Here is a 25027-nt window from a genome sequence, read left to right as displayed (position 1 = left end):
CTAATGTTTTCTATGCAGCAGTTGCATAGGTAATGTATGGCATGACGTTACGAAATCTCTGACCAGGGCTGGGAGCTCATCAAAGATCTAGTGGTATCTCCAGCGAAAACGACTGGCCGTCCCCGTCGTGATGATCGCCAAATGTTAAACGGCATTTTTTGGATTCTTTGTTCTGGGGCAAAATGGCGGGATTTACCCGACCGCTATGGCTCTTGGGAAACGGTTTATGACCGATTCCGGCAATGGCGCGATGATGGCACTTTTAAAACGGTTTTAGCGCGCTTGCAGCTACGATTGCGAGAAGACGGTTTGATGGATCTAGATACATGGGTGATCGACTCAACATCAATTCGTGCCACACGCGCCGCCTTGGGAGGCGGCAAAAAGGGGGCCAGCAAGAATCCATAGATCATGCATTGGAACGTAGCCGAGGCGGCTAAACGACCAAAATTCATATGGTCTGTGATCGAAACGGCTGGCCTTTGGCATTTACGCTATCACCCGGACAGCATTCGGATACACAGCGCTTCATTTCCACTCTGGAATGTATACGTTTGCCCGGTTTCTCAAGGCGTCTTCGAAAACGCTGCCGGTTTCTCGTGGGCGATAAGGGCTACGACAGTGATTTTCTTCGCCGTTACTGTGATAGACGCGGGATAAAGCCCATCATTGCAAGCCGTAACATGCAGCGTAAGTCGCGCCCTGGACTGCCACGCGGCTTTGATAAGCCCAAATATCGAGAAAGAAATATCATTGAGCGCTGCATTGGGTGGGTGAAAGAACTGCGCCATATGATCCGCCCCGCTGATTCTGGACACCGCGTTAAGCTAGTACAATCACTTAACGAGGTGAACCGTTATGACCAAGCAACAACGCAACCGCTACTCCGACGAATTCAAGGCTGAGGCTCTCAAGCTGGCCGAGAATACCAGCGTGGCCAGTGCCGCCAGGAACTGGGGCTACACGAGTCGCAGATCTATGGCTTGCGCTCTGCCGCCAGGAAAAAGGCCCATTCTTCAAGTCGTGAAGCCGAGTTGGCCACTGAAAACGACCGGCTCAAGCGACAGCTATCGGAGCAGACAGAGGAGCTGGCCATCTTAAAAAAAGCGGCCACCTACTTCGCGGAAAACCAAAGATAGCGCGTTACCACTTCATGCACGAGCACAGTCAACGGTTTGCAGTCCTGCGGATGGCGGTTGTGCTCGGTGTGTCGCGAAGTGGGCTTTATCGTTGGCAGCAAATGCGCCACAACCCCAGCCTTGCCGCTCAGTCTCGGCAACGTCTGGGCGAGCAGGTCTTGCACACGTTTAAATTCAGCAAACAGCGCGATGGCGCTCGTCGCGTTCAGGCCGAATTGGCGTCTCCAGGCGAGCGCCACGACGTTAAAACGATTGGAGCCAGTATGCAGCGCCAGTCTCTGGTGCCGAAGGCGGCACGCAAGTTCAAAGTCACCACCGACAGCAATCACAGCTTGCCGGTATCGTCCAATCTGCTGGAGTAGAACTTAGAAGCTGCCGGGCCGAATGAGAAGTGGGCCGGCGACATCACTTATCTGATGACCAGTGAAGGCTGGCTTTACTTGGCAGTAATGATGGACCTGCATTCACGCACGGTGATCGGTTGGTCGATGTCCACCAGGATGACCGCGGGGCTGGTCTGTGACGCCCTGGAGATGGCGTTGTGGTGGCGGTCATCGTTCACAGCGACCGTGGCAGCCTACTGCTCTCATCGCTACCGCTATCTGATCCAGAAACACGCCTTACGCCAGAGCATGAGCCGCAGAGGCAGCTGTTGGGACAACGCCTGCGTGGAGAGCTTCTTCCATTCCATGAAAGTAGAGGTGATGCAGTACGAACCGCCCAGGCCCCGGATCGAGCTCCGACAACATCTGTTCGAATACATTGAAGTTGATTACAACCGCCAGAGGCGGCACAGTTCCTTGGGCTATCTCAGCCCCATGGATTATGAACAGGCAATCAGTGCTTAACTCAGTGTCCGTTATTGGTGGTGCAGATCAATATTTGCACGCGCTACGATAATCTCGAAAGCAGCTTCAAGGCCATGGTATGCCTAGATCGCTGCTTACGAGCTAACTTTTCAGACAAAGCCTAACTCTAAGAAGCTTCAAGAGAGGAAGAGTTACTTTCATTAAGGTCTGGCATCCTTTTGAGATGCCAGCCATGTTATCCATTGAGGTGTTTAGAGCAAGAACAAGGAGAGGCTCGGCATGTATGTGATCAGTAGCAGACCAATCAATGAAACTAACAGAAAGGGCAGTACGCCCAGGGCGATCTTGCCTAGTGGCAACTGGGTAATATTGGCGGCGACAAATAGGTTGATACCTACTGGGGGAGTAATCAGGCCGATTGATAAAGCCGTCATCAAAGCGACGCCGAACCAGGTCGGATCAAGACCTAGGCTGTCAATTACAGGTAGGAATATCGGCAGAGTAATGAACATGATGGTGATGGCATCCATGAACATTCCCGTCAGCAGCAAGATCAGCATCATTACCAGTACGATCATCCAAGTGCTGTCGCTTATGCCTAGCAGTGCATCTGAGTAATTGCTGACTAAACCATCGACAACTACCACCCAGCCGAACAGGCTGGCGAAGGCAACCACCAGCATGACTACCGCCGAAGAACCTGCCGAGTCAACTACACTGGTGAAAAGCGCCCTGAAGCTTAGAGATCGATAGACAACAAATCCCACGAACATAGCGTAAACGGTAGCGACTATCGCCGCTTCAGTGGGAGTAAACACTCCACCATAGATACCGCCGAGGATCACCACTGGCGTTAGCAGACCCCAAAATGCATCCTTGAAGGCGTATGCCAAGCGTTTACCGTAGGAGATGGTGTTGTCAGCCTCGGAGTCCCCGTACAGGTTCAAAGCTTCTTCGCTGGTGGGGTCTGCGTCGGTGAGAGGTGATAACTTGGCAAATGGCAGGGCGCATAGCATCAGACAGCCTAGCATCAGGCCGGGAACGATCGAAGCCAGGAAGAGGTCAGAGATCGAAGTTTGGGCAAGAATCCCGTAGATGACCAGGCCGATAGACGGCGGGATGATAAGGGATAAGGCTGCTCCAGTGCAGACTAGGCCGGCAGCAAATGGCCGTGAGTAGCCATCGGCTACCATGCCTCGTATTATCAGCGGGCCGATAGCTGCCACCGAGGCTGGGCCGGAACCGCTTACTGCCCCCCAGAATAGGCACACCACTGTTCCTACCACCCCCATGCCCCCAGGCAAACTACCCACTAGGATGCGAAAAAAATTGATCATTTTGCCAGCAATTCCGGTGATTCCCATGATGTTGCCGGCTAGGATAAAGAAAGGAATTGCTAGTAGTGAGTACTTGGCGATCCCCGAGATGATTAAATCGCCTACCATGTCCAACCCAAAGTCCATCTGATACATGGCATACATTGCCGACAATGCAAGACTGAAGGCGACAGGGACACGCAGCAGTACGAACACAAAGAAAAGCACAATCATCTGTGTTCCGGACGTTAGCTCCATCATCATTGGCTTGCCCCCAGTTGTTGGAACTCGACCACCGCCAGCTCAATCTGGCGGATAAGGAGCATCACGAACCCGAAGGGTACGATCAGTGTGTAGTGCCATTGAGGAATCTGTAGGGCGCTGGAAACGACGCCGCTATCGTACTGATTAGCGAGCAGGTTGTAAGTGAACCAGCTGCACAGCACTAGGGTAACAATGACCAGTAGCGTCGATATTAGCACCAAAGTTCGCTTGAAGGCGCGAGGTACATTCTCGTAGAGCACGGTCACCGCCAAGTGTTGGCCGTGCTTGGCGGCGATCGCAGCACCGAAAACAGTTAGTACCACCATGCCATTGATTACTAGCTCTTGGGTCGAAGCCAGCGAAAAGTTGGTAAGAGTGCGCACCACCACATTAACAAAGCCCAAGAGAGTCATGCATAGAAAGACGATTCCACAGATGACCTCCTCGAAGTGGCGCCAGAGTATCTTTGTCATTGTAATTCTCCTCTCCTGGGCTGTCAGCGGTTACTGCTCTTGCTTGACAGCATCCTCAAATGTCTGCACAAGGTCTTGGCCCACCTTCTTGGCCCAACTTTCGTAGACTGGCTGAGTAGCATCACGGAAAGCCTGCAGCTGTTCCTCGGAGAGGGTAGTGATTTGCATGCCGTGCTCCTTAAGCGTTTGAATACCCGATTTTGTCTTTTCGCGAGAGATATCGACCTGGTATTGCATAGCCTGGTCAGCTGCTTCCTGAACTGTAGTGCGAGTATCTTCGCTCCAGCTCTCCCAGAGCTGCTCACTTACGCCAACAAAGATAGGATCATATGAGTAATGCCACTCGGTCAGGTAATCCTGCACCTCATAGATACGTTGGGGCACAATGATGGATCCTACAGGATTCTCCTGAGCGTCAACGACACCCTGTTGCAATGCAGAGAAAGTTTCGGTCCATTGGATCTGCTGTGGGTTCGCGCCTAGGGCATTGAACACATCAATGTACATCGGAGCAGCGACGCGAACCTTCATCCCGTTAAGATCCTCGGGAGTCTCGACGGGGTGAACACTGTTGGACAGTTCACGAAAACCATTTTCCCCCCAAGCTAGGATTTTGATGCCTTTCTTTTCAGCAATTTCCTTCATCTTGTTGCCTGCCTCGCCTTGCACGGCAGCATCAACTTGATCATAGCTGGAGAAGAGATAAGGTAGAGAAAATGCTGCCATTTCGGGAATCAAAGGGGTGACATTGATCGCAGAAGTGATCACGAAATCAATGTCACCACGTCCAACCATCTCGGACTGCTTCATCTGGTCTCCACCAGCCAGAACTGCATTAGGAAAGACTTTAACGTTAACTTCGCCATCCGTTTTTTCATTCAGGATTTCACTGAATTTATCGGCACCCTGCTGCCAGGTCGTATTATTGGAAGTGTTATGAGTTAGCCGATAGGTCTCAGCATGGGACGTGGCTGCAAAGGCCAGGGAAGTGATAGAGAAAACTATTGGGAGTAACTGCTTCGGATGCATGGTGTACCTCACACAGAGTGATGGGCTGATTTTTGTTCTGCAATGTGGAAAGCATTTTGAATGCTTATTGGCGAGAGTGGCTCATAGGGCATGCGCTGACCATAAGACAAAGGTTGTAGAAATAGGAGGAAGCTAGAAATAAATTTATTATTTTTTTAATAAATTATATATATAACAGTAAGTTGTTATTTTTATTTAGTGAATGGTAATTTATGTTGCATGCTTTTGGGTGGCATAGACAAATGTTTCTAAAGTAAAAATTAGTTTTTATTTATTCCATAATGTGGATTGTTATTCTTTAGTTGCATTGTTCTGCTAATTGATGAGGACCACAATTGCTAGTGTCATCGCGTTTTCGCGGTTTTGACCATAATGTAGTTTCGATAAAACACAAAAATACAAAGGTGACGTATGGTGATTAATAAAAGAGTAACCGCTCCCATAATGGCGTGTTTGTGTGTATCCATTGCGGTAGCGGAGGTGGCGCAGGCAGAAACACTTAGGCTTTCTAGCGAAACAAGTGATTCAACAAGCCGTAATAAAGGCGCCGAACGATTTGCCGAGTTGGTTGAAAAGGCCACTGATGGTGAAAAGAAGGTTAAGGTGTTTGCGAATGCGGTACTGGCCGGTGGTGATCAGTTGAAACAGGCAGAGATGGTTGGGCGAGGGGATATTGATTTTCTTCTTTCGTCGGCGATTTCTGTATCACCGCTGATTCCAGAGATGTCGGTTTTCTCGCTGCCTTATCTCTATAACAACTACGATGAGGTTGATGCAACTCTGAATGGTGAGCCGGCGAAGGAGATGGAAGCCATTATGTCCGATCAGGGGCTTGTCGTCCTCGGCTGGGGTGAGAGTGGCTTTCGTGAGCTGACCAATAGCGTTCATCCCGTTAAGACACCAGCCGATCTGAGTGGCCTTAAAATTCGTGTCGCTGGGCCCATGTTTATTGATATTCTGGATGATCTCGGCGCTAATCCGCAGCAAATCCAGTGGACCGAGACCTTTTCAGCTCTGCAGCAGGGCGTTGTTGACGGCCAGGAGAATCCCATCGGTGCGGTTATTATTCCTCAGCGCATCTATGAAGTGCAGGATTACCTGACTGAGTGGCACTATTCATACGACCCAGCATTTTTGGCAGTCAGTAAGAAGCGCTGGGAATCTTGGGGCGAAGAGACCCAGGCGACGATGAAGCAGGCGGCCGAAGAGGCAATGGCCTATCAGAAACAACTCACTAGGGAGCAGACTGCCGAGGGTGTCGATCTGCTCAAGGAAAAAGGAATGGAAATTTATAGTCCTAGTGAAGAAGAGCTTCAGGCATTTCGCAATGCGACCCAAAGTGCCTTTGATACTTGGTCTCAAAAGGTCGGAGAGCCATTAGTAGAAACATTCCAGGCAAATATCGAGCAGTCAAGGCAATCACAATAAAGCCGGTCTGAACTTATCATCCAGCTTGGGCGATGTCGGCAAATAGAATGTCGGCATCGCAAGGAGACTTTAATGAAAGCCTTGATGCAAGATAGGCGCGTAGTAGTGGTCGGTGCTGGCTCCTGCGGCGAAGGGTGGGGTAACGGGAAGGCGGCTGCCGTACTCTATGCCCGGGAGGGTGCTCAAGTACTGGCCGTTGATCGTGATCCCATTGCTGCTGAGGAAACGCAGCGTATTATTCGTGAAGAGGGTGGCTCTTGTGATGTGGTCTCCGCTGACATTACGCGTGAAGAGGACGTAGTACGTCTAGTAGAGGCGGCTATGGATTATTATGGTGGCATTGATGTATTACACAATAATGTCGGCATCTCTATGACTGGTGGGCCTGAAGAAACTAGTGAAGAGGAATGGGAACGGTTAATTCGCATTAACCTGACCGGGGTGTTTTTGACCTGTAAGCAAGTGCTACCAATAATGAAGCTTCAGGGTAGTGGCAGCATTATTAATATTTCTTCAATTGCCGCGCTGCGTTGGATAGGCTTTCCCTACTCAGCGTATACTACATCCAAGGCTGCCATGTTGGCATTTACCGAAAACTTGGCTGCGCAGTACGCAATTTATGGTATACGGGCTAACTGCATCCTGCCGGGCCTGATGGATACACCAATGATCTACTCGCCGCTAACCAGCGCCTATGGCGGTGAAGTAGAGCAGATGCGTGAGAAGCGCAGCCGCCAGTGTCCTATGGGGTTCATGGGGGACGCTTGGGATATAGCCAATGCCTCGTTATTCCTAGCCTCCGACATGTCGCGTTACGTTACCGGGACACGGCTAGTGGTTGATGGTGGTCTGTCTTTAGGTGCCGTCAATCCTTGGTCGTGAGTTGAGTGGTGCGCCTCAGCGGCGCATCCGCTGTGCCTCGCAAATCTTTTCTTCTAGTGCTGCTGCCTCCTGCATCAGGAGCGGCCCTAGCTCTTGCTGACGGTCTGGCTGCAGGCGACTCGCGATGGCGGCGATAGTTAATGCACCCAGCACACATTTCTTGTCGTCGCGTACAACTGCACCAATCCCCCATGAGTCAGCGACTACCGATCCTCGGTTGATGCCGTAGCCGAGTGTACGGCACTCAGCTACGCGTGCCAGTTGGTCGGCGCGTTCGTCACCAGGAAAATGCTTGGCACGTTCCTCGGCATTTGCTGCCAGGCTCTTTTCAATCTCATTGTCATCAAGTGCTGCGAGCATGGCTATGCCTCCCCCACCTACTCCCAATGGTAGGCGCGTGCCGGGCTGCAGCACGTGTGTCTTGATCGGGTAATCACCATCCTCGCGGATAAGGCAGAGGGTGTGCCACTCACTGCGGATCGAGAAGAAGGCGCTATCGCCGCATTTGGCGGCGATTCGTGCCACCGTTCCTGAGGCGATCTGACTCAGACCATACCGTTGGTCGGCGATTACGCCGAGCATGTAGCACTCTGGGCCTAGTAAATAGCCCTCGTTATCAGACTTCTCCACCATCCCTTCAGCGACTAGGGCCTGCAATATTCGGTGGGCTGTTGGTTTGGTGAGTCCGGTTCGCAGGGTGATGTAAGAGAGTGTTGCTCCGAAGCCCTGTTTGCCAGCAATGGCGCGCAGCACTTGCATAGTGCGAGAGATGGCTTGAGCTCCTTTTACTGAAGACATTGAAAGGCCTCGTACTGTTCCATAATGTGGCCTGATACATTAGTCGACATTTCATTTTCTCGTGTTGAATCGCCTGTAATACGGGGATAGATTGATTAATAGGTTTTAAAGTTCATTCCATAATACGGAACATAGGTTTAGTATGTCAAATAAAGCCATGATAGTAGGTTGGTCGCATCTCCCCTTTGGAAAGCGTGAGGAGGCTGATACCGAGGCGATGATTTCTCAAGTTACGAGCAATGCCCTCGATCATGCTGGGGTGCCCGCTAGCGACGTGGACGGTATCTATTTAGGGGTGATGAATAACGGCTTTTCTAAACAGGACTTTCAGGCTGGCTTGGTTGCGTTGGTCGATCCTGCCCTTACCCATACACCGGCAACCCGTATAGAGAATGCCTGCGCCACTGGCTCAGCGGCGCTGCACGCAGCAATGGACTTCATCGAAGCTGGTCGTGGCCGCATCGCCCTGGTAGTAGGAGCAGAAAAAATGACCGGGTTACCTGCCCGTGAAGTAGGCGACGTACTGCTGGGAGCTAGCTACCGCAAAGAGGAGGTGACTGAGACCGGTTTTCCCGGCGTCTTCGGACGCATTGCCGAGGAGTACTTTGTCCGTTACGGCGATCGCCGAGAAGAACTGGCTCTGATCGCCGCCAAGAACCATAGGAACGGTGTGGCCAATCCTTACGCCCATGTGCGTAAGGATCTGGGGTTTGATTTTTGTAACACTGTTGGTGACAAGAACCCTCTGGTCGCTGGCCCGCTGCGGCGTACCGATTGTTCAATGATCTCCGATGGTGCTGCTGCGCTGGTGCTTACCGATGAGGCGACTGCACGCAGTATGGAGCGTGCTATTGCGTTCCGGGCTCGCACGCATGTCAATGACATACTGCCGCTCAGCCGCCGCGATCCACTCGCTTTTGCTGGTGCTGGCCGTGCCTGGCGTATGGCACTAGAGACGGCTGGCGTAAATCTTGATGACCTTGATCTCGTAGAAACCCATGACTGCTTCACCATCGCCGAGTTGATCGAGTATGAGGCGATGGGGTTGGTGCCACCAGGCGAGGGTTATCGAGTGCTTCGGGAAGGCTGGTCCTACAAGGGCGGCCGTCTGCCGATCAACCCCTCCGGCGGCCTCAAGGCTAAGGGGCATCCTGTCGGTGCCACCGGAGTGTCCATGCATGTCATGGCCTGCCTGCAACTTATGGGCGAAGCAGGCGACATGCAGATCCCCGGGGCTAATCTGGCAGGCGTGTTTAATATGGGGGGAGCTGCGGTCGCCAACTACGTCAGCATCATGGAGCGTAGCCAATGAGTCGGCACGTACAAGCCCCAGCCGGAGGAGTTATTCCGGCCAGCAAGCGAGTTATGAACCTTGCCTACTTCCTGACTCAGGCAGCGCGCCGCTTCCCGCATGGTGAAGCTTTGGTCATGGGTGACAACATCCTCACATGGGAAGAACTCGACCGCCGGGTTAATGCATTGGCATTGGCACTTCGCGCCCGAGGGGTTGAAAAGGGTGATCGTCTCCTCGTGCATAGCCGTAACGGCTTTGAAATGGTCGAGACTCAACTTGCTGCCTTTCGTCTGGGTGCCATATGGGCGCCGGCCAACTTTCGTATTTCGCCTGATGAGGCGGTATGGTTGGCGGAGTTGACTAGCGCTCGGGTAGTGATTATCGGTAGTGAGTTCGAAGCACACTACAAGACGCTGCGTGAAGCCAGCGATGACTTGAAACTTACTGTGCGCATTGGTGAAGGCGAGTTCGGTGATGTCGATTATGAAAGTTTTCTGCGTGAGTATGACGGGCAGTCATGCCGTAACACCGATGTAGAGCATGACGATCCTTGCTGGTTTTTCTTTACCTCGGGCACCACCGGGCGCTCCAAGGCTGCAGTGCTAACTCACGGTCAGATGGGGTTCATTACTACAAACCATCTCTGTGACTTGATGCCGGGCACTGAACATACGACCGATGCCAGCCTGGTAGTAGCGCCGCTCTCTCACGGATCAGGAATCCATTATCTGACGCAACTTGCCCGTGGTGTCAAAACCGTGCTGCCTAGCGGGGCAGGCTTCGATGCCGAAGAGATCTGGGCATTGATAGAGCGTCACAATATTACCAACGTGTTTACTGTGCCGACCATCGTCAAGATGCTAGTCGAGGATCCGGCTGTTAACCGTTACGATCATTCATCGCTGCGTTACGTTATCTACGCTGGCGCGCCGATGTACCGCGCCGACCAGAAGGTCGCCCTTGAGAAACTTGGCAAGGTCTTGGTGCAATACTACGGGTTGGGCGAGGTAACCGGCAACATCACCGTGCTGCCGCCGGGCCTGCATAGCGCTAATGACGAGGATATGAAGGTCGGTACCTGTGGCTATGACCGCACTGCTATGCAGGTTTCAATTCAAGATGAGGCGGGTAATGAGCTGACCCCTTTTGAGAGCGGGGAGATCTGCGTTTGTGGGCTAGGAGTGTTCGCTGGCTACTATGCTAACCCCGACGCCAACGAGAAGTCGTTCCGCAATGGCTGGTTCCTCACTGGCGACCTAGGCCATATTGATGATGAAGGCTGCCTTTATATTACTGGGCGTGCCTCCGATATGTTCATTTCTGGTGGCTCCAATATTTACCCCCGCGAGATCGAGGAGAAAATGCTGTCACACCCTGATATCAGTGAGGTGGCTGTGGTCGGCATGCCTGACGATCAGTGGGGCGAGATCGGTGTTGCTGCCGTGGTGCCCGGTGAGGGCAAAACACTTGATGCTGAGACACTGCGGGAGTGGGTCAAAACTAGGGTATCGAGCTACAAGGTACCGCGCCGATACCATTTCTTCGACGCTTTACCCAAGTCTAACTACGGCAAGATCACTAAAAAAATCATCAAGCAGGCAATTGAGGAACGGGAGAAGGCGTAATGACCCGTACTATTAAAACCGGCTATCACCATCCACGAATGCTTCGCCACGCAGGAAGCTTCAACCCAGTGCGCATCCAGAGTATGCACTACCAGAGCGGGCGCCATATCCGCCTGGAACTCACTCCTGGCCGTACTTTATATGATGCTCTAGTCGAGCCGCTTTACAAAATTGGCGTAACCAGTGCCTCGACGACAATCCTTGGTGGTTACTTCGATCACTTGGAGTACTGTGTGGCGCCCCCTGACTCCTCTGGAAAAGCGGTGATTGCTTACTCCAGCCCAATCGACGCTGGCGAAGCTTTTATGGTGTTTGGCAATGCCACTTTTGGTAAGGATATGGAGGGTCGTCCTCTGGTTCACTGCCATGCCACGTTGCGCACCGAAACTGGGCAGGTCAAGGGGGGCCACATCGTACCCCAGGCGTCTGTGATCGGCCCTACGCCACTGTCGGTGCTAGTGACGGCCATTGAGGGCTTCGAACTACGTCAGGCATTTGATGAGGAAACCAACATCCCGCTACTGAAGCCCCATAGGGAGTCATGATATGACAGCTGATAATCCGACACGACAGGCCCCCAGTCAAGTGGTAACCACAGAAACTGGACGTATGGGCCGCGTAGCTTATGCACGCATCGCACCAAATGAGGATCTAGTTCAGGGCATAGAGAAAATGTGTCTTGCCGAGGGTTTTGAGAATGCCTTTGTACGCGGTGGGCTGGGCAGTCTGGTCGACGCGTGCTTGGGTACTCTTGATGGTGGCTATCAGCAAGTTACTGGTCCTGCCGTTGAGGTAGTGAGTATGGCCGGCGAGGTGCGTTCTACTGAGAGTGGCACGCCGGTTGCTTCACTAGCCGGGATCGTTGCTGACACTGACGGCAACGTTTACGGCGGCCCTTTTTTGGCTGGCTGGAATCCGGTTTGCATGACCTTCGAGGTAACCCTAGAAGAATGGCTGCCAGATAATCCCGATACAGCCTGAGGTCACCCCTGCCGTCATGGGGCGGTGGGCTCCAATCCCAATAAGAGCTCTAGCTATGAATACAGTTTCCCGACCCGCAGTGGTTATCACCGGTGGCGCCTCTGGTATTGGTTTTGCCATAGCGCGTGCCCAGACGGCACGTGGTATTCCTGTATGTTTACTTGATTTATCTGCCGAAAAACTTGCCGAGGCGTGTCGAAAACTGGATCTCGATGCTGAGGACGGCCAAGTGTGCGATGTGACCAATGAGGATTCGGTGGAGGCCGCGATACGAGCAGCTGCCGCTCGCTATAAGATCGGCGGTGTGGTCAATTGCGCCGGCATTGGTATGGACTGTTTGACAGTTGAAACTGAGGTAGCAGCCTTCCGGAAGATCCTTGAAGTTAATGTGATTGGAACCTTCATCGTATCTCGTACCTTAGCGCGCCACTGGCTACTTGAAGGCCAACCGGGATGTATTGTCAACATCTCCTCAGTATCGGGACTATGCGGCAACAAGGGGCGCAGTGCCTACGGTGCCTCCAAGGCTGGGCAGAATGCTCTTACCTTGGTGATGGCCAACGAGCTGGGTGCCGCCGACATCCGCGTTAATGCGGTTGCACCGGGGCCTATTGACACGCCGTTAGCGCAGGAAATGCACACTCCAGAAGTACGCGAGCAATGGCACGCCCGAGTACCGATGAAGCGCTACGGTACGTCCGAAGAAGTTGCCTCGGCAGTAACTTTTCTACTTTCCGAGGAGTCGGGGTACATCAACGGTCAAGTGCTGGCTGTTGATGGCGGTTTTATCAATTCTGGACTGTTTAGCTGATATAGGTGCAAAAAATCCTATGATTTATACATTAGGTGAGCGAGTCCCCAATATTGATATTAATAGTTGGGTCGCGCCGACCGCTAGTGTAATCGGTAGTGTTCGCATCAATGCCCGGGCGAGTATCTGGTTTCAGGCGGTATTGCGAGGCGATAATGAGTGGATCACGGTTGGTCCACATAGTAATGTTCAGGATAGCGCTGTGTTACATACTGATCCGGGGCATCCGCTGATCCTGGGCAAAGGAGTAACAGTCGGCCATCAGGCGATGCTGCACGGCTGCGAGGTGGGGGATTATAGTCTGATTGGCATTCAAGCAGTGGTGCTTAATGGTGCTCGTATAGGAAGCTATTGTATCGTTGGTGCCAATGCCCTCGTCACTGAGGGGCAGGAGATACCAGATGGCTCGCTAGTGGTTGGCTCTCCAGCGCGGGTTGTTCGACAAGTAAGTGAGACGGAAAAGTGTGAGATGCTCGAAGCTAATGCCGCAGAATATGTTGAAAAGGCAGCCCACTACCACATTAAACTGAGTGAGTTTTGATGGTCTCAGTGTGTTGGTGTTGGAAGAGATAGCTTTGAATCGTGATTAGGGTCTGTTGATGTTTAACATGGGTAGCAAAAAAAGCCGCATGCCAATGAACTGCCCAACTATTGGGGTCAGTTCATTTTATGGAGGGTTTTTGTTTGAGTGGTGTGCCAAGCATGGCGCAAAGCACCTGACCGGCGCTGTTATGTGCTTCAGTTTTTGTAATAGCAATATGTGCAGGAGGTGTTTGACTCAACGCTTTGCCCTCATAAGTGCCTAGCCTAAAGTTTTCGGGCAATATCCATGCCAGGACTTCTGACACTGACGGAACTATGGAAAAACGCTTTGGCTGCCCCTCTCACTGAATCTGAACAACAGACGCTGGCCTCCGCCTATCACCTTGGCGAGAAGCGTGCTCTCCGTCGTCGGGCGCATGCCATTCTACTGAGTGACCAAGGCCACACTTATTAACCAAATCAGTGAGATACTGCAGGTTCGACGTCACCCCATCTTCAGTAACATCCGGGTTTAGAGTCAGAAATAACTCTATCGTGTTTTACCACCAGTTGATCAGCATAGTCTGAAGGTGTCAGCCCTCCAAGACTCCTCTTCGGTCTTTCTTCGTTGTACTCCCGTCGCCATGCCTCGATGACAACCTGGGTGTGCTGAAGGCTGGTGAACCAATGCTCATTTAGGTATTCATCTCGAAAGCGCCCATTGAACGGTTCGATGTAGGCGTTCTGGTGGGGGTTCCAGGTTCAATTAAAAATAGTGCAACGCCACGTAGATGAGCCCATGACAGCATGGCGCGCCCTCAGAATTCATTTCCATTATCCGTACGAATGGCGCTAGGTAGGCCACGGTGTAAAGCCAGGTGATCCAGAAGAGTACGTGTTAAAAACAGTCCGCCCATGGCACGTTCAGGCACGATAGCCACGGCTTCATGGGGAGCGTCATCGACAACAGTGAAGCTCTTTATCACTCGCCCGTCTGCTGTACGGTCAAACACAAAATCCATTGACCAGACCTGATTGGCGGCACCAGGGCGACCAAGTGGCTTTCGCTCAGACATGGGAACCTTCTTGCGCTTGCGACGCTTCACCTGCAAGCGAGCTTCGGATATAGACGAACACGCTTGTGATTGACCGGCTCTCCGGGCTGACGAAGCTTCAGATAGATCATGCCCGCCCCATAGCGACGGTGCCGATACGCGAGCGCCAGGATGCGTTCGCGTAAGCCCTGGTTGCGGTCCGGCATTCGCTGATAGCGTAACGTGCTGGCACTCATACGGATGACACGCATTGCTCAGCGCTCACTCAGGCCACGTGACACCATAAAGCGCACCACGTCTCGACGTGCAGGGGCGCTCACCACTTTTTTCTCAGCGCCTCGCGAGTGACCTCCATTTCCAGTAGCGACTCAGCGAGCAGCTTTTTCAAACGCACATTTTCAGCCTCGAGTTCTTTGATTCGCTTGGCATCGGGTACGCTCATGCCCCCAAACTTGCTCCGCCATAGATAGTAACTGCTTCTGAGAAGCCGTGCCGACGGCATAGCTCCTTGATGGGCAGTCCCGCTTCTGCTTCGCCCAGGAAACCAATGATCTGTTCTTCGCTGAAACGCTTCTTCATGTCCAATCTCCTTACGCATAGGATCGGACTCTAAAGTGTAGCGCCACTCAATCTGGGGGTGACGTCGGTTTTAATGCGCTTTATTTGGGCCTAGTTGAAAAACTGTCTAAAATCGTTGGATTGGCATCGCTGTTTAGGCGGGCTGACTCAGCACACCGGAATAGGGCACTGTTCTGGCTTTTTTAGGAACCCGAGTGTGAACAAAGAGCAAACTGGAGAGCATTCCCATGGAGACCCTCGAATTACTCATAGCCCCGCTGCGCGATGGTCTTTACGCCATCATGATGCCCGTCAGTAACTTTATCTGGAGCTACATTCTTGTTTATTTGCTGCTAGGCGCTGGCTTGCTGTTTACCATCATGACCCGAGGTATGCAGTTCCGGTTGTTTCGGCATATGGCCTACGTCACCTTCACTGCTCGGGGCGCCGGGGAAGGTGTTAGCGGCTTCCAGGCATTCGCCACGTCAATGGCGGCGAGGGTCGGCACTGGGAATCTAGCGGGGGTGGCGCTGGCGCTGTGGATTGGCGGCCCGGGGGCGATTTTCTGGATGTGGGTCACCGCGTTGCTTGGCTTTGCCACTGCTTTTATCGAGTCGACCCTAGCCCAGGTTTATAAGCATCGAAATGAAGATGGCGTATTCCGCGGCGGGCCTGCTTACTATATCGAGCGCTGCCTGGGATGGCGCTGGCTAGGCGCGCTGTTTGCAGTGTTCCTGGTTATTGCTTACGGCTTAGCGTTTAACGCGGCGCAATCGAATACCATTGCTCAAGGTATGAATGGCGCCTTTGGCATACCCAATTGGCTCACCGGCGTGGTGATTGCCATCTTGTCAGGCTTTGTCATTTATGGCGGCCTCAAATCGGTGGCGCGAACCGCTGAAAAAATTGTGCCAGCCATGGCAATTGCTTATCTGCTAGTGGCGCTATGGATCCTGGTGAATAACCTTTCTGCCGTGCCCGACATGCTCTCGCTGATTGTAATGAGTGCCTTTGGCCTTGGCCCTGCGGTGGGCGGTGCTGCCGGTTATGCTATCAAAGCGGCGATGGAAAATGGCGTCAAGCGCGGTCTATTTTCCAATGAGGCGGGTATGGGCTCAACGCCTAACGCAGCCGCCCAGGCGACAGTCAAACACCCGGCGGCCCAGGGGTTAGTGCAGTCATTTGGGGTGTTCGTGGATACCGTTGTGATCTGTAGCTGCACGGCCGTGGTGATTCTGCTTTCCGGCGTTTATGAACGCCTGCTATCCGAATCAGCGGGAGATAGTATCGAAGGCATTCAGCTGACGCAGGATGCCATGGTGGATCACCTGGGCAGTTTCGGTGAAATCTTTATTGCGCTGGCTATCCTGTTTTTTGCCTTCACCTCCATTTTAGCCAACTTCTCTTTCTCGTCGGTTAATATCGAATACCTATTCCGTCGTCATGCTAAAAAAGCGGTCAGTGTGTTTCGTGTGATTGTTTTGGCCATGGTGCTACTTGGCTCTGTGGCGGAACTCAGCGTGGTATGGGACTTTGCTGATCTGGCCATGGGGCTAATGGCCACCACCAACCTGTTTGCGATTCTAATCATGGGGCCGATCGCCGTATCAGTGCTGAAAGATTACGAGCGCCAACGCCGTGAGGGTATTAAGGAGCCGTTATTTGACCCTGCTATTCTCAAGCGCCCTGAGTTGGTCGACGACGATGTATGGCCTGTTAAAGAGGGATAAAGAAGAGTAGGGGGAGCTACCTACTATTCCGGCATGCTGGTTGGTTTTAACTTGCCGCCTCAAGAAACGCCTTCGCCCTGGCATCCTGCATATAAGCAACATTAAGGCGCAGCCAGGGCGTCGGTTGATGATCGGCAAAGAATAAATGCCCTGCTGATAGCGTGATTTCCCACTGGTTAGCTAGCTCGCTCAGTGTTTCGGGCGAGATGGCCTCTGGTGGCTTTGCCCACACGAACATGCCGCCCACCGGTTCGTTGAATATTTCCCACCCCGCCTGTTTTAGCATGCTTAGCGCTATGGCCATTTGGTCGGAAAGCTTGATTCTCAACCGCTCGGTTAGCTTTCGGTAACTGCCGTTTTGCAGCATGGTAGTGACCACCTGCTCTGCAAATCGCGAAGCAGAGATACTGGTCAACATCTTGATATCCACTAGGCGCTGTACCCAAGCTACTGGCGCGGCGATAAATCCCACGCGTAGCGAAGAAGAGAGGCTTTTGGAAAAACTGCCCAGGTAGATAACTCGGTCGAGCCCATCTAGTGCCGCCAGCCGAGTGGTGGGTGTGTGCTGAAAGTCAGCATAAATATCATCTTCGACAATCTGAATATCGTATTGATTGGCTAGTTGTAAAATACGGTGTGCAATGCCAGGGGTTATGGTGCTTCCCGTCGGGTTGTGAAACACACTATTGATAAAAAATAGCTTAGGACGGTGCTGGGCTAACAACGCCTCCAGGCGCTCGATGTCGGGCCCATCGGCTAATCGCGGTACGCCAATCACGCGGACTCGCTGCAAGTGCAGCAGGCCGAAAAGGTTGTAATAGCCCGGCGATTCCACAAAGACCACATCGCCGGGCTCAAGCAGCATCCGCACCAGTAAATCCAGCGAATGGCTGCCGCCACCGGTCATCACTATCTGCTGAGCGTCCGCGGCAATCGCTAATGGGCGTAAGCGTTCTTGTATCAAACCGCGCAAATCCAGCGGCCCTTGGGGAGTGCTGTACTCAAAAATGCCTGAACGGCTTTTGCGGGCGACTTGGCGGATGGCGTGAGTAAGGTCATCGCCTTCACGCCAATGGCTGGGTAGCCAACCGCAGCCCAGCTTGAGGGTGTGTTCCTCAGCGCTGAACAGTCCCCACATCCCGCTGGTGACGTCCTCCAGGGCTTGGGTCGCTGAAGGTTGTGATGCCAGGGATGCTGCATGATCAGCCACATAGAAACCTGAGCCGGGTTTTGAGCGTACTAATCCCGCTGCGACCAGTCGTTCGTAGGCTTCAATGACGGCGTTGCGGCTGATGCCATTTGTGGCTGCCAAACGACGTATAGACGGTAAACGTCGGCCACCGCCTGCGCCATGGTCCTGGATCCAATCGCGGATACCCTCTTCAAGCTGTTGGGTTATAGAGGTAGCAGCACGCCGGTCAACGTGTAGTTTCATAAAAGGCCCTGTTGCCCTCAACCGTTCGCAAAAAAAGCGGAACAGTGTCGCAATAATGATCGACAAGTGTACCTTACCCATCACTTATATGGATGCGAGCGTAACGGTTCAATCAGTCATTTCCAGGGACAGATCCATGAACCGATATAGCGCCGTCCGTTTATCGTTTGCACTATGCATGATCACCACCGCCGTTAATTTACAGGCGCCTCTTTACGATGTAATCGCAACGCGCGACGGCTTGGGTGTTGGGGCGAGTACTATTGCTTTCGCTTGCTATGTGGCGGGTATCATGCCGGTGTTGCTGGGCTTAAATGGATTAGCCGAAAGGGTAGGTCGCAAGCCCTTAATCATTACGGCATTGTTACTTAGTTTTTTAGCCACCGCGCTTACCCTAATCGCGCCGAGCCTGTTGGCGTTAGGCGTTGCGCGCTTTTTACTGGGTATTGGAACGGCGCTGATGTCAGCGGTCGCCCCCATTTATATGCAAATGTTGTTGAGCGGCGAAGATAAGCGTATTGCCACGAACTATGTCACGGCCAGCACGGCACTCGGGTTTGGTTTAGGAGCCGCCATTACCAGCCTGTTTATGCTCCAGGCAACCAGTGTGGCCCCACCTAGCCTATGGCTTTACCTGTGTGCTGCTGCGCTGGCGATTGTAATGGTTGCCACGCTTCCAGATCACACCGTTAAAACTTCCCAAGGTGCCATGTTACGTTTGCCGCGCTATCCCCATGGTGCCTTATATTACGGTTTAGCGATTATGCTGGCGTGGGCAGTGGTGGGGTTGGTAATAGCGATTCTTCCTTCGGCGTTGGATCAGCATGGTCTAGCCGCTTGGAGCGGATTTGCCACCTTTGGTATTTGCAGCTGCGGTGTGTTGTTTCAGCCCTGGGCGAGAAGGTTGTCACCCCGCAACGCCACCATAATGGGATTGCTTATTCTGCCTTTGGCGTATGCGCTAATTACATGGGGTGCGCTGCAAGGTCAATTAACAGCGGTACTACTCGGAACGTTTGCCGCTAGCAGTGCCTGCTATGGGTTTATTTACTTAGGTGGATTAAGTGGCGTGCTGGGTATTTCGGAGTCACTTTCCACACAGGCCAGCGCTGGGTATTTTTTAATGGCCTATCTAGGTTTCAGCCTTCCCGTGATAACAACGGGGTTACTGATTGATGCCGTGGGGCATACGGCGGCATTAACGCTGTTTGGGGCCGCGCTACTGATTGGTGTCATCATGGTCATCGGCTTGCTGTTAAAAACCAGCGTATACAGCGAAAGTAACGTCTGATGATAACTAACCTGTGGCCTAGCGCTGTTTTTCCACCAACTCGCCACAGGACGGTGCGGCCCAGCGTTTGTCAGCGGTGAAGACCACATCGCAGACCACTGGCGAGTAGCATTGGCGAATGTGTTGATCCAGTTGAGTGCGCAGGGCATCCAGGCCCACTACGCTGTTAAGCGAAGTGTTACTGGGTAACACCACGTGCACGATGACATACAGCATGCGGCCTGGGCGCACCATGCGTACGCGCACTTCTTCGGTTTCGACATCGGCCAGAGCTTGTTCGATGGCGTGATGAATGGGCCCGGTAAGCGCAGAGGGTGGGGTTTTGTTGAGCAGTTCGTGCAGCGCTTGAGTGGCCATGCGCACCGGCACGCCCATACACAGGAGCACAACGCCGATGACCAGCAGCGGATCGACGTAGGGCAGCACGGTGTGCCAGCCAAACGTGTCAAATAACAGCACCAGGCAGAACGCCGTCAATACCGACGCCGAAATCACGCTGTTGACGACCCAGTTCGATTTGTCGGCTTCTACCAGCGGGCTTTTGACAAAGCGCAAGCTGCGGTGCATCACCCAGGCGGTGAGCGAACAGGCGACCGTGGCAAATAGCGCATAGATGACCGCCACCCCGGCGGCAATGTCGCGCCCGCCGGTGAGCAGCGCGGCAATCGCATCGACCAAGGCGAATATCGACACGCCGAAAATCAGCAGGCCTTTGCATAGGTTGACCAGCGACTCAAAGTAGCTGTAGCCAAACGGGTAAGCCTCGCTATCCGGACGGCTGGCAAGGCGGCTGACCTTGATGGTGACCAGCGCCACGCCGAAATAGATCAGATTGAATAGCCCGTCCAGCAAGATGGCTTGCGAGTTAGAGGCAAGTGTAGCGGCAATGCCTGCACAGCCAATCAGCAACGCCATGAAGGCGGAAAACGCTAAGGTTCTGGATTCTGTCTTCACGAACGTGTTGCTCCCTGGCCAGTACCGGTGAAATAGCCAGCTAGGATAGCAAGTTTATTCGCGATATCGCTATTTTGTCGATATGGACGACTGGCCGCTCAGCGGCCATTGCTTTAAGTGTGGCTAGGAGCGCAGCTTAGCCCTCTACCCACACCTCATCCCCTTTAAATTCGATCTTCCAGGTACGCAGCTTGACGTCTTCATCCTCCAGGCACTGGCCGTCTTCGAGGCGGAAGTGCTGTTTGTAGATGGGCGAGGCGACCACCGCCGCGCCCTTAAGGTCGCCCACAATCCCACGGGCAATCACGTTGGCGTTGGAGAAAGGATCGTGATGATCCAGCGCGAAAAGCTCATTACCCTGGCCGGGAAGATAAAAGATCGCCACTTGCGCGGGGCCGTCGGCGGTTTCAAGCCAGGCGGCGACGCCGGAGAATTCCACAAGATCGACTTTGGTACAGACTTTTTGCCACGCCATCGTATCCATCTCTTTTTTCATTGCCGTTGCGGTCATAAGGTACCTCGTTTTTATTCAGAGTCAGTTAACGCGCCGATCAAGCAGGCCGTAGCTGGCCGCGCTCGCTGGTCATAATGATCGACGGATCCGGGCGGTCGTCGTTGACGAAGCTGCGGAAGCGCTTGAGTTTCTCCGGGTCGCTGATGGCGTCGGCCCATTCGCACTGGTAGGTATCCACTACGGTCTGCATCTGACGCTCCAGCTCGTCGTTGATGCCCAGGCTGTCTTCCAGGATGACTTCCTTGAGGTAGTCCAAACCGCCGTCGAGGTTTTCGCGCCATACAGAGGTGCGCTGGAGACGGTCGGCGGTGCGCACGTAGAACATCAGAAAGCGGTCAATGGTGCGGTACAGCTGCTCGTCGTCCAGATCGGTGGCGAACAGTTCGGCGTGACGCGGGCGCATGCCGCCGTTGCCGCAGACATACAGGTTCCAGCCGTTTTCGGTGGCGATAATGCCGATATCCTTGCTTTGCGCCTCGGCACACTCGCGGGTGCAGCCGGATACGCCAAACTTGATCTTGTGCGGCGAGCGCAGCCCCTTGTAGCGATTCTCCAGTTGGATCGCCATGCCGACGCTGTCCTGCACGCCGTAACGACACCAGGTGCTGCCCACGCAAGATTTAACGGTGCGCAGCGACTTGCCGTAGGCGTGGCCGGTTTCAAAGCCGGCTTCGATCAGCTCGCCCCAGATATCCGGCAGGTCTTCCAGGCGCGCGCCGAACAGGTCGATGCGCTGACCGCCGGTCACTTTGGAGTAGAGGTCGTATTTCTTGGCGACCTCACCGAGCACGATCAGCTTGTCGGGGGTAATTTCACCACCGGCGACACGCGGCACCACTGAATAAGTGCCGTTTTTCTGCATGTTAGCCATGAAGGTATCGTTGGTGTCCTGCAGAGGCACGTGGGCAGCATCGGTGATTGGTTCGTTAAAGCAGGAGGCGAGAATCGAGGCCACGGCGGGTTTGCAGATATCACAGCCCAGGCAATGGGTGTCCTGTTTGCCGTGCTTGCCAATCAGCTCGCTGAAGGTCTTGATACCTTCTACACGCACGATGTCGTAAAGCTCCTGGCGGGTGAAGGCGAAGTGTTCGCAGATCGATTTGTCGACCTCGACGCCCCGTGCTTCCAGCTCGTGGTCAACCACGCTTTTCAGCAGTGCCGTACAACCACCGCAGCCGGTACTGGCTTTAGTAACGTCTTTGACGCCGCCAAGGTCGACGGCGCCGTCATCGATGGTGGCGCAAATATCGCCCTTGGTGACGTTGTGGCACGAGCAGATGGTGGCGGTTTCCGGCAGTGCACCGGGGCCGAGCGTGGGCGCGGCGCCACTGCTTTGGGGCAGAATCAGCGAGGCCGGTTCGTCGGGCAGTTCAATGCGGTTGGCGTAATACTGCAGCAGGGTGTCGTAGGCGCTGTTATCGCCCACCAGCATGGCGCCCAGCAGCTTCTTGCCGTCGCTGGATACCACCATCTTGCGGTATACCTGGGTCAACGGGTCGAGGTAGCGAAACATCCGTGCGCCCGGGTTCTGGTTGCCGTGGGCATCGCCAATCGAACCAACATCCACACCGAGCAGTTTGAGCTTGGTACTCATGTCCGCGCCGCCAAAGCGGGTGTCGCCGTCGGTCAGCGTGGCGAGCGCCGCCTTGGCCATTTGATAGCCGGGGGCGACCAGGCCGAAAATACTCTGGTTCCACAGCGCTACTTCGCCAATCGCTAGGATGGCGGGGTCGCTGGTGCGGCACTGGTCATCGACCACCACGCCGCCGCGTTCGCCGATCTCCAGGTCGCAGTCCCGGGCCAACTGGTCGCGAGGGCGAATCCCGGCGGAAAACACGATCAGGTCGGTTTCCAGCACTTTGTCGTCCTGGAAGACCATGCGGTGATGACTGTTGTCGCCGTCCTCAATGCGCTGGGTGGCACGCTCGGTGAGCACCTGCACGCCCAGCGCTTCGATTTTTTCGCGCAGCAGCTCGCCGCCTTCGTTATCCACCTGCATCGGCATCAGCCGCGAGGCAAACTCCACCACGGCGGTGTCGAGGTTCAAGCCGCGCAGCGCATTGGCAGCCTCAAGGCCCAGTAGGCCGCCACCGACAACTACGCCGTTGGTAGCGTTTTCGGCGGCGGCTTGGATGGCATCAAGATCATCCAGGGTGCGATATACCAGGCAGCCCTCGCGGTCGTTACCGGGAATCGGCGGCACAAACGGGAAGGAACCGGTGGCCAGTACGATGCGGTCATAGGGGTAGCGGCCCTGATCGGTGACCACTTCGTGAGCGCTGCGGTCGATCTCGATGACGGCTTCGCCAGTGCGCAGTTCCACACCACTGGTGGCGTAGTAATCCGCCTCGCAAAGCGCCAGCGAATCGGCATCTCGGCCGCTGAAGTATTCTGACAGGTGCACCCGGTCGTAGGCCCGGTGGCGCTCTTCGCCAAACACGGTGACCTGATAACGCTCGAGGGCGCCGTTATCGACTAACTGCTCGACCAAGTGGTGGCCGACCATGCCGTTACCAATAATAATAAGCTGTTCGGGATTCTTGGAAGACATCATTATGCCGCCTCTGAGGTCGATAAATGGGGGGTGTCGTTCTGCTGATCTTTGAGCACTTCTACATCGGCTGCGCCAAACAACAGAGCCTGGCGGTAAGGGGTTAGATCGGTGCCCGCCAGCGCTTGCTCGAAGTACCAGGTGCCATGCCGGGTATCGCCGTAAAGTACGGCCCCTTCAATGCGTCCATCGCGCAGCAGTAGGCGGCGGTAGTCGCCGCTTTGGGGATCCTGGTAGCGCAGTTCGTCGTGCTCTGGTTCTGGGTCGGTGGGGCCGAACGCATAAAGCGCCACGCCGCTTACCTTGAGCTTGGTGGCGGTGGGGGCTTCGCGGTAGCCGTCGTTTGCTTCACCGCTGAGGATCGCCGCTAGCACGTCAACCTGGTGCCAAATAGGCTCGACCAAGCCATAGGTATGCTGCTCAAACTGGCAGCATTCGCCGAGGGCAAAAATAGCCGGATCAGAAGTGGTTAGATAACGATCGACCATCACCGCGCGGTCGGTGTTGAGCCCAGCCTCACGGCCCAGTTCGGCATTAGGGGTGATACCGGCGGCGATAATCACGCTGTCGGTGGGCAGTCGCCGCCCATCATTAAGTACCGCTGCACACACGTGGCCGTTGGCGTCGCCTTCAAGCTTGGCGAGTTGGGCGTGGGTGAGAATGTTGAGCTCGCGCTTTACCAGCGCCTGCTTGAGTAAACCAGCGGCAGTGGCGTCCAACTGGCGATTCATTAGCCGACCGCTGCGCTGAAGCACGCTGACACTAAGCCTGTTGCCGCGCTTGCGCAGTCCTTCAGCGGCTTCCAGGCCGAGCAGGCCACCACCAATCACCAGCGCATGGCCGCCGCGTTGGGCAATTGCCTCCAGTTCGGCAACGTCGTGGAAGTCGCGAAACCCATGAACGCCGTTAAGATCGATGCCGGGAACTTGGGGTAGCGTCGGGCGCGAGCCGGTAGCCAGTACCAGCCGGTCATAGCGAATGGTATGGCCACCGTCGGTTTCCAGAGTGCGGTTCTCACGGTCAATGGTCTCAACCCGCTCACCCAGGCACAGCGTCACGCCGTTGTCTGCGTACCAGTCGGCGTCGCGCAGGGTCAGTGCGTCGTGTTGCATGTCGCCTGCCAGCAACGGCGAGAGCAGAATCCGGTTGTAGGCGGGTACCGATTCCGCTCCGATGACGGTAATCGCCCTGGGGCGTTGCGGCTGGTTGATCAGTATTTCCACCAAACGGTGGCTGGCCATGCCGTTACCAATAATCACTAGATGGTCATCAGATGAGCACCGGGAAGTAGTTTCCATTGGTGGCTCCTTTCTATCGTGCGTGGTGGCCATGCGTCATGGCGTGCTTGGCACCCAACAAAAACGCCCCCGACACAGCGTGCCCCCTAGCAATTAGGAAACACGAGGTCAGGGGCGTCGTTGCCCGGTAGCGTCTAATTAACGCGCGACAGCCGCCATTGGCTGCCAACAAGTTATCTATGGCTAGTAACAAGCAAGTCGGCGGCCAATCCAGGGTTATTTATTTTTTTTACTTTATTTTCATTGTCTTGAATGAATGGGCAAAAAACA

19 protein-coding genes and 4 pseudogenes are annotated in these 25027 nt (G+C 54.1%); 13 read left to right on the top strand and 10 right to left on the bottom strand.

The window, feature by feature from the left end:
- Positions 1–54 precede the first annotated feature (54 nt).
- Both BLR97_RS19985 and BLR97_RS15265 read left to right on the top strand, forming a co-directional pair.
- Positions 55–794, top strand: a pseudogene (locus BLR97_RS19985) (IS5 family transposase); the annotation flags it as partial.
- Between the two features lie 64 nt (positions 795–858).
- Positions 859–1987 (top strand): annotated as a pseudogene (locus BLR97_RS15265) (IS3 family transposase).
- A 212-nt stretch (positions 1988–2199) separates the two neighbouring features.
- Here the strand turns inward: BLR97_RS15265 and BLR97_RS15260 are convergent.
- From BLR97_RS15260 to BLR97_RS15250, 3 genes are read right to left on the bottom strand one after another with little or no spacing between them, the layout of a single operon-like run.
- The gene (locus BLR97_RS15260) at positions 2200–3528 is read right to left on the bottom strand and encodes a TRAP transporter large permease (RefSeq protein WP_211605166.1); all 1329 of its coding nucleotides are present in this window, start codon (positions 3526–3528) and stop codon (positions 2200–2202) included.
- Positions 3525–4001 (bottom strand): TRAP transporter small permease, encoded by a 477-nt coding sequence (locus BLR97_RS15255; RefSeq protein WP_089707382.1) that lies wholly within the window; start codon positions 3999–4001, stop codon positions 3525–3527. The genes BLR97_RS15260 and BLR97_RS15255 overlap by 4 nt, the downstream gene beginning before the upstream one ends.
- A gap of 30 nt (positions 4002–4031) precedes the next feature.
- Positions 4032–5030, bottom strand: a complete 999-nt coding sequence (locus BLR97_RS15250; protein ID WP_089707381.1) for a DctP family TRAP transporter solute-binding subunit — start codon at positions 5028–5030, stop codon at positions 4032–4034.
- A gap of 411 nt (positions 5031–5441) precedes the next feature.
- On the opposite strand from BLR97_RS15250, the gene BLR97_RS15245 reads away from it, so the two are divergent.
- Together BLR97_RS15245 and BLR97_RS15240 are read left to right on the top strand one after the other, a co-directional pair.
- The gene (locus BLR97_RS15245) at positions 5442–6458 is read left to right on the top strand and encodes a DctP family TRAP transporter solute-binding subunit (RefSeq protein ID WP_089707380.1); all 1017 of its coding nucleotides are present in this window, start codon (positions 5442–5444) and stop codon (positions 6456–6458) included.
- A gap of 72 nt (positions 6459–6530) precedes the next feature.
- Positions 6531–7340 (top strand): SDR family NAD(P)-dependent oxidoreductase, encoded by an 810-nt coding sequence (locus tag BLR97_RS15240; RefSeq protein ID WP_089707379.1) that lies wholly within the window; start codon positions 6531–6533, stop codon positions 7338–7340.
- A 15-nt stretch (positions 7341–7355) separates the two neighbouring features.
- Here BLR97_RS15240 and BLR97_RS15235 read toward each other — a convergent pair whose 3' ends face one another.
- Positions 7356–8138: an IclR family transcriptional regulator gene (locus BLR97_RS15235; protein ID WP_089707378.1), complete on the bottom strand. Its 783-nt coding sequence runs from the start codon at positions 8136–8138 to the stop codon at positions 7356–7358.
- A 142-nt stretch (positions 8139–8280) separates the two neighbouring features.
- Here BLR97_RS15235 and BLR97_RS15230 point away from each other — a divergent pair, with 142 nt between their 5' ends.
- From BLR97_RS15230 to BLR97_RS15200, 7 genes and pseudogenes are all read left to right on the top strand, one after another.
- A complete protein-coding gene (locus tag BLR97_RS15230; protein WP_089707377.1) occupies positions 8281–9450 on the top strand; it encodes an acetyl-CoA acetyltransferase in 1170 nt (389 codons plus the stop codon).
- On the top strand, positions 9447–11057 hold the full coding sequence (locus BLR97_RS15225; protein WP_089707376.1) for an acyl-CoA synthetase: 1611 nt from the start codon (positions 9447–9449) through the stop codon (positions 11055–11057). The genes BLR97_RS15230 and BLR97_RS15225 overlap by 4 nt, the downstream gene beginning before the upstream one ends.
- The gene (locus tag BLR97_RS15220; RefSeq protein WP_089707375.1) at positions 11057–11602 is read left to right on the top strand and encodes a PPC domain-containing DNA-binding protein; all 546 of its coding nucleotides are present in this window, start codon (positions 11057–11059) and stop codon (positions 11600–11602) included. Before BLR97_RS15225 ends, BLR97_RS15220 begins: the two co-directional genes overlap by 1 nt.
- Before the next feature lies 1 nt (position 11603).
- Positions 11604–12038, top strand: coding sequence for a PCC domain-containing protein (locus tag BLR97_RS15215; protein ID WP_211605165.1), 435 nt, complete (start codon positions 11604–11606; stop codon positions 12036–12038).
- A gap of 55 nt (positions 12039–12093) precedes the next feature.
- A complete protein-coding gene (locus tag BLR97_RS15210) occupies positions 12094–12849 on the top strand; it encodes an SDR family NAD(P)-dependent oxidoreductase (protein WP_089707374.1) in 756 nt (251 codons plus the stop codon).
- Positions 12815–13390, top strand: a complete 576-nt coding sequence (locus tag BLR97_RS15205) for a gamma carbonic anhydrase family protein (RefSeq protein ID WP_479694209.1) — start codon at positions 12815–12817, stop codon at positions 13388–13390. Before BLR97_RS15210 ends, BLR97_RS15205 begins: the two co-directional genes overlap by 35 nt.
- Positions 13391–13678: 288 nt before the next feature.
- Positions 13679–13886: pseudogene (locus BLR97_RS15200) on the top strand (hypothetical protein); the annotation flags it as partial.
- Between the two features lies 1 nt (position 13887).
- Here the strand turns inward: BLR97_RS15200 and BLR97_RS15195 are convergent.
- Positions 13888–15005, bottom strand: a pseudogene (locus BLR97_RS15195) (IS3 family transposase).
- Positions 15006–15232: 227 nt separating this feature from the next.
- Here BLR97_RS15195 and BLR97_RS15190 point away from each other — a divergent pair.
- Positions 15233–16714 (top strand): alanine/glycine:cation symporter family protein, encoded by a 1482-nt coding sequence (locus BLR97_RS15190; RefSeq protein ID WP_089707372.1) that lies wholly within the window; start codon positions 15233–15235, stop codon positions 16712–16714.
- A 46-nt stretch (positions 16715–16760) separates the two neighbouring features.
- Here the strand turns inward: BLR97_RS15190 and BLR97_RS15185 are convergent, their stop codons facing one another.
- Positions 16761–18149, bottom strand: a complete 1389-nt coding sequence (locus BLR97_RS15185) for an aminotransferase-like domain-containing protein (protein ID WP_089707371.1) — start codon at positions 18147–18149, stop codon at positions 16761–16763.
- 136 nt (positions 18150–18285) lie between these two features.
- Here BLR97_RS15185 and BLR97_RS15180 point away from each other — a divergent pair, with 136 nt between their 5' ends.
- Positions 18286–19440 (top strand): MFS transporter, encoded by a 1155-nt coding sequence (locus BLR97_RS15180; RefSeq protein ID WP_089707370.1) that lies wholly within the window; start codon positions 18286–18288, stop codon positions 19438–19440.
- An 18-nt stretch (positions 19441–19458) separates the two neighbouring features.
- Here the strand turns inward: BLR97_RS15180 and BLR97_RS15175 are convergent, their stop codons facing one another.
- From BLR97_RS15175 to BLR97_RS15160, 4 genes are all read right to left on the bottom strand, one after another.
- The gene (locus BLR97_RS15175; RefSeq protein WP_089707369.1) at positions 19459–20394 is read right to left on the bottom strand and encodes a cation diffusion facilitator family transporter; all 936 of its coding nucleotides are present in this window, start codon (positions 20392–20394) and stop codon (positions 19459–19461) included.
- 136 nt (positions 20395–20530) lie between these two features.
- Positions 20531–20905: a nitrite reductase small subunit NirD gene (nirD, locus tag BLR97_RS15170; protein WP_089707368.1), complete on the bottom strand. Its 375-nt coding sequence runs from the start codon at positions 20903–20905 to the stop codon at positions 20531–20533.
- A gap of 40 nt (positions 20906–20945) precedes the next feature.
- A complete protein-coding gene (nirB, locus tag BLR97_RS15165; protein ID WP_422821929.1) occupies positions 20946–23462 on the bottom strand; it encodes a nitrite reductase large subunit NirB in 2517 nt (838 codons plus the stop codon).
- On the bottom strand, positions 23462–24757 hold the full coding sequence (locus tag BLR97_RS15160; protein ID WP_089707367.1) for an NAD(P)/FAD-dependent oxidoreductase: 1296 nt from the start codon (positions 24755–24757) through the stop codon (positions 23462–23464). Before BLR97_RS15160 ends, nirB begins: the two co-directional genes overlap by 1 nt.
- Positions 24758–25027: the final 270 nt, after the last annotated feature.

Source organism: Vreelandella arcis (genome assembly GCF_900103865.1).
In the GTDB taxonomy this organism is placed as follows: domain Bacteria; phylum Pseudomonadota; class Gammaproteobacteria; order Pseudomonadales; family Halomonadaceae; genus Vreelandella; species Vreelandella arcis.
The sequence above is the reverse complement of the archived record's forward strand: the minus strand, read 5'-3'. Positions and strand labels throughout refer to the sequence as shown.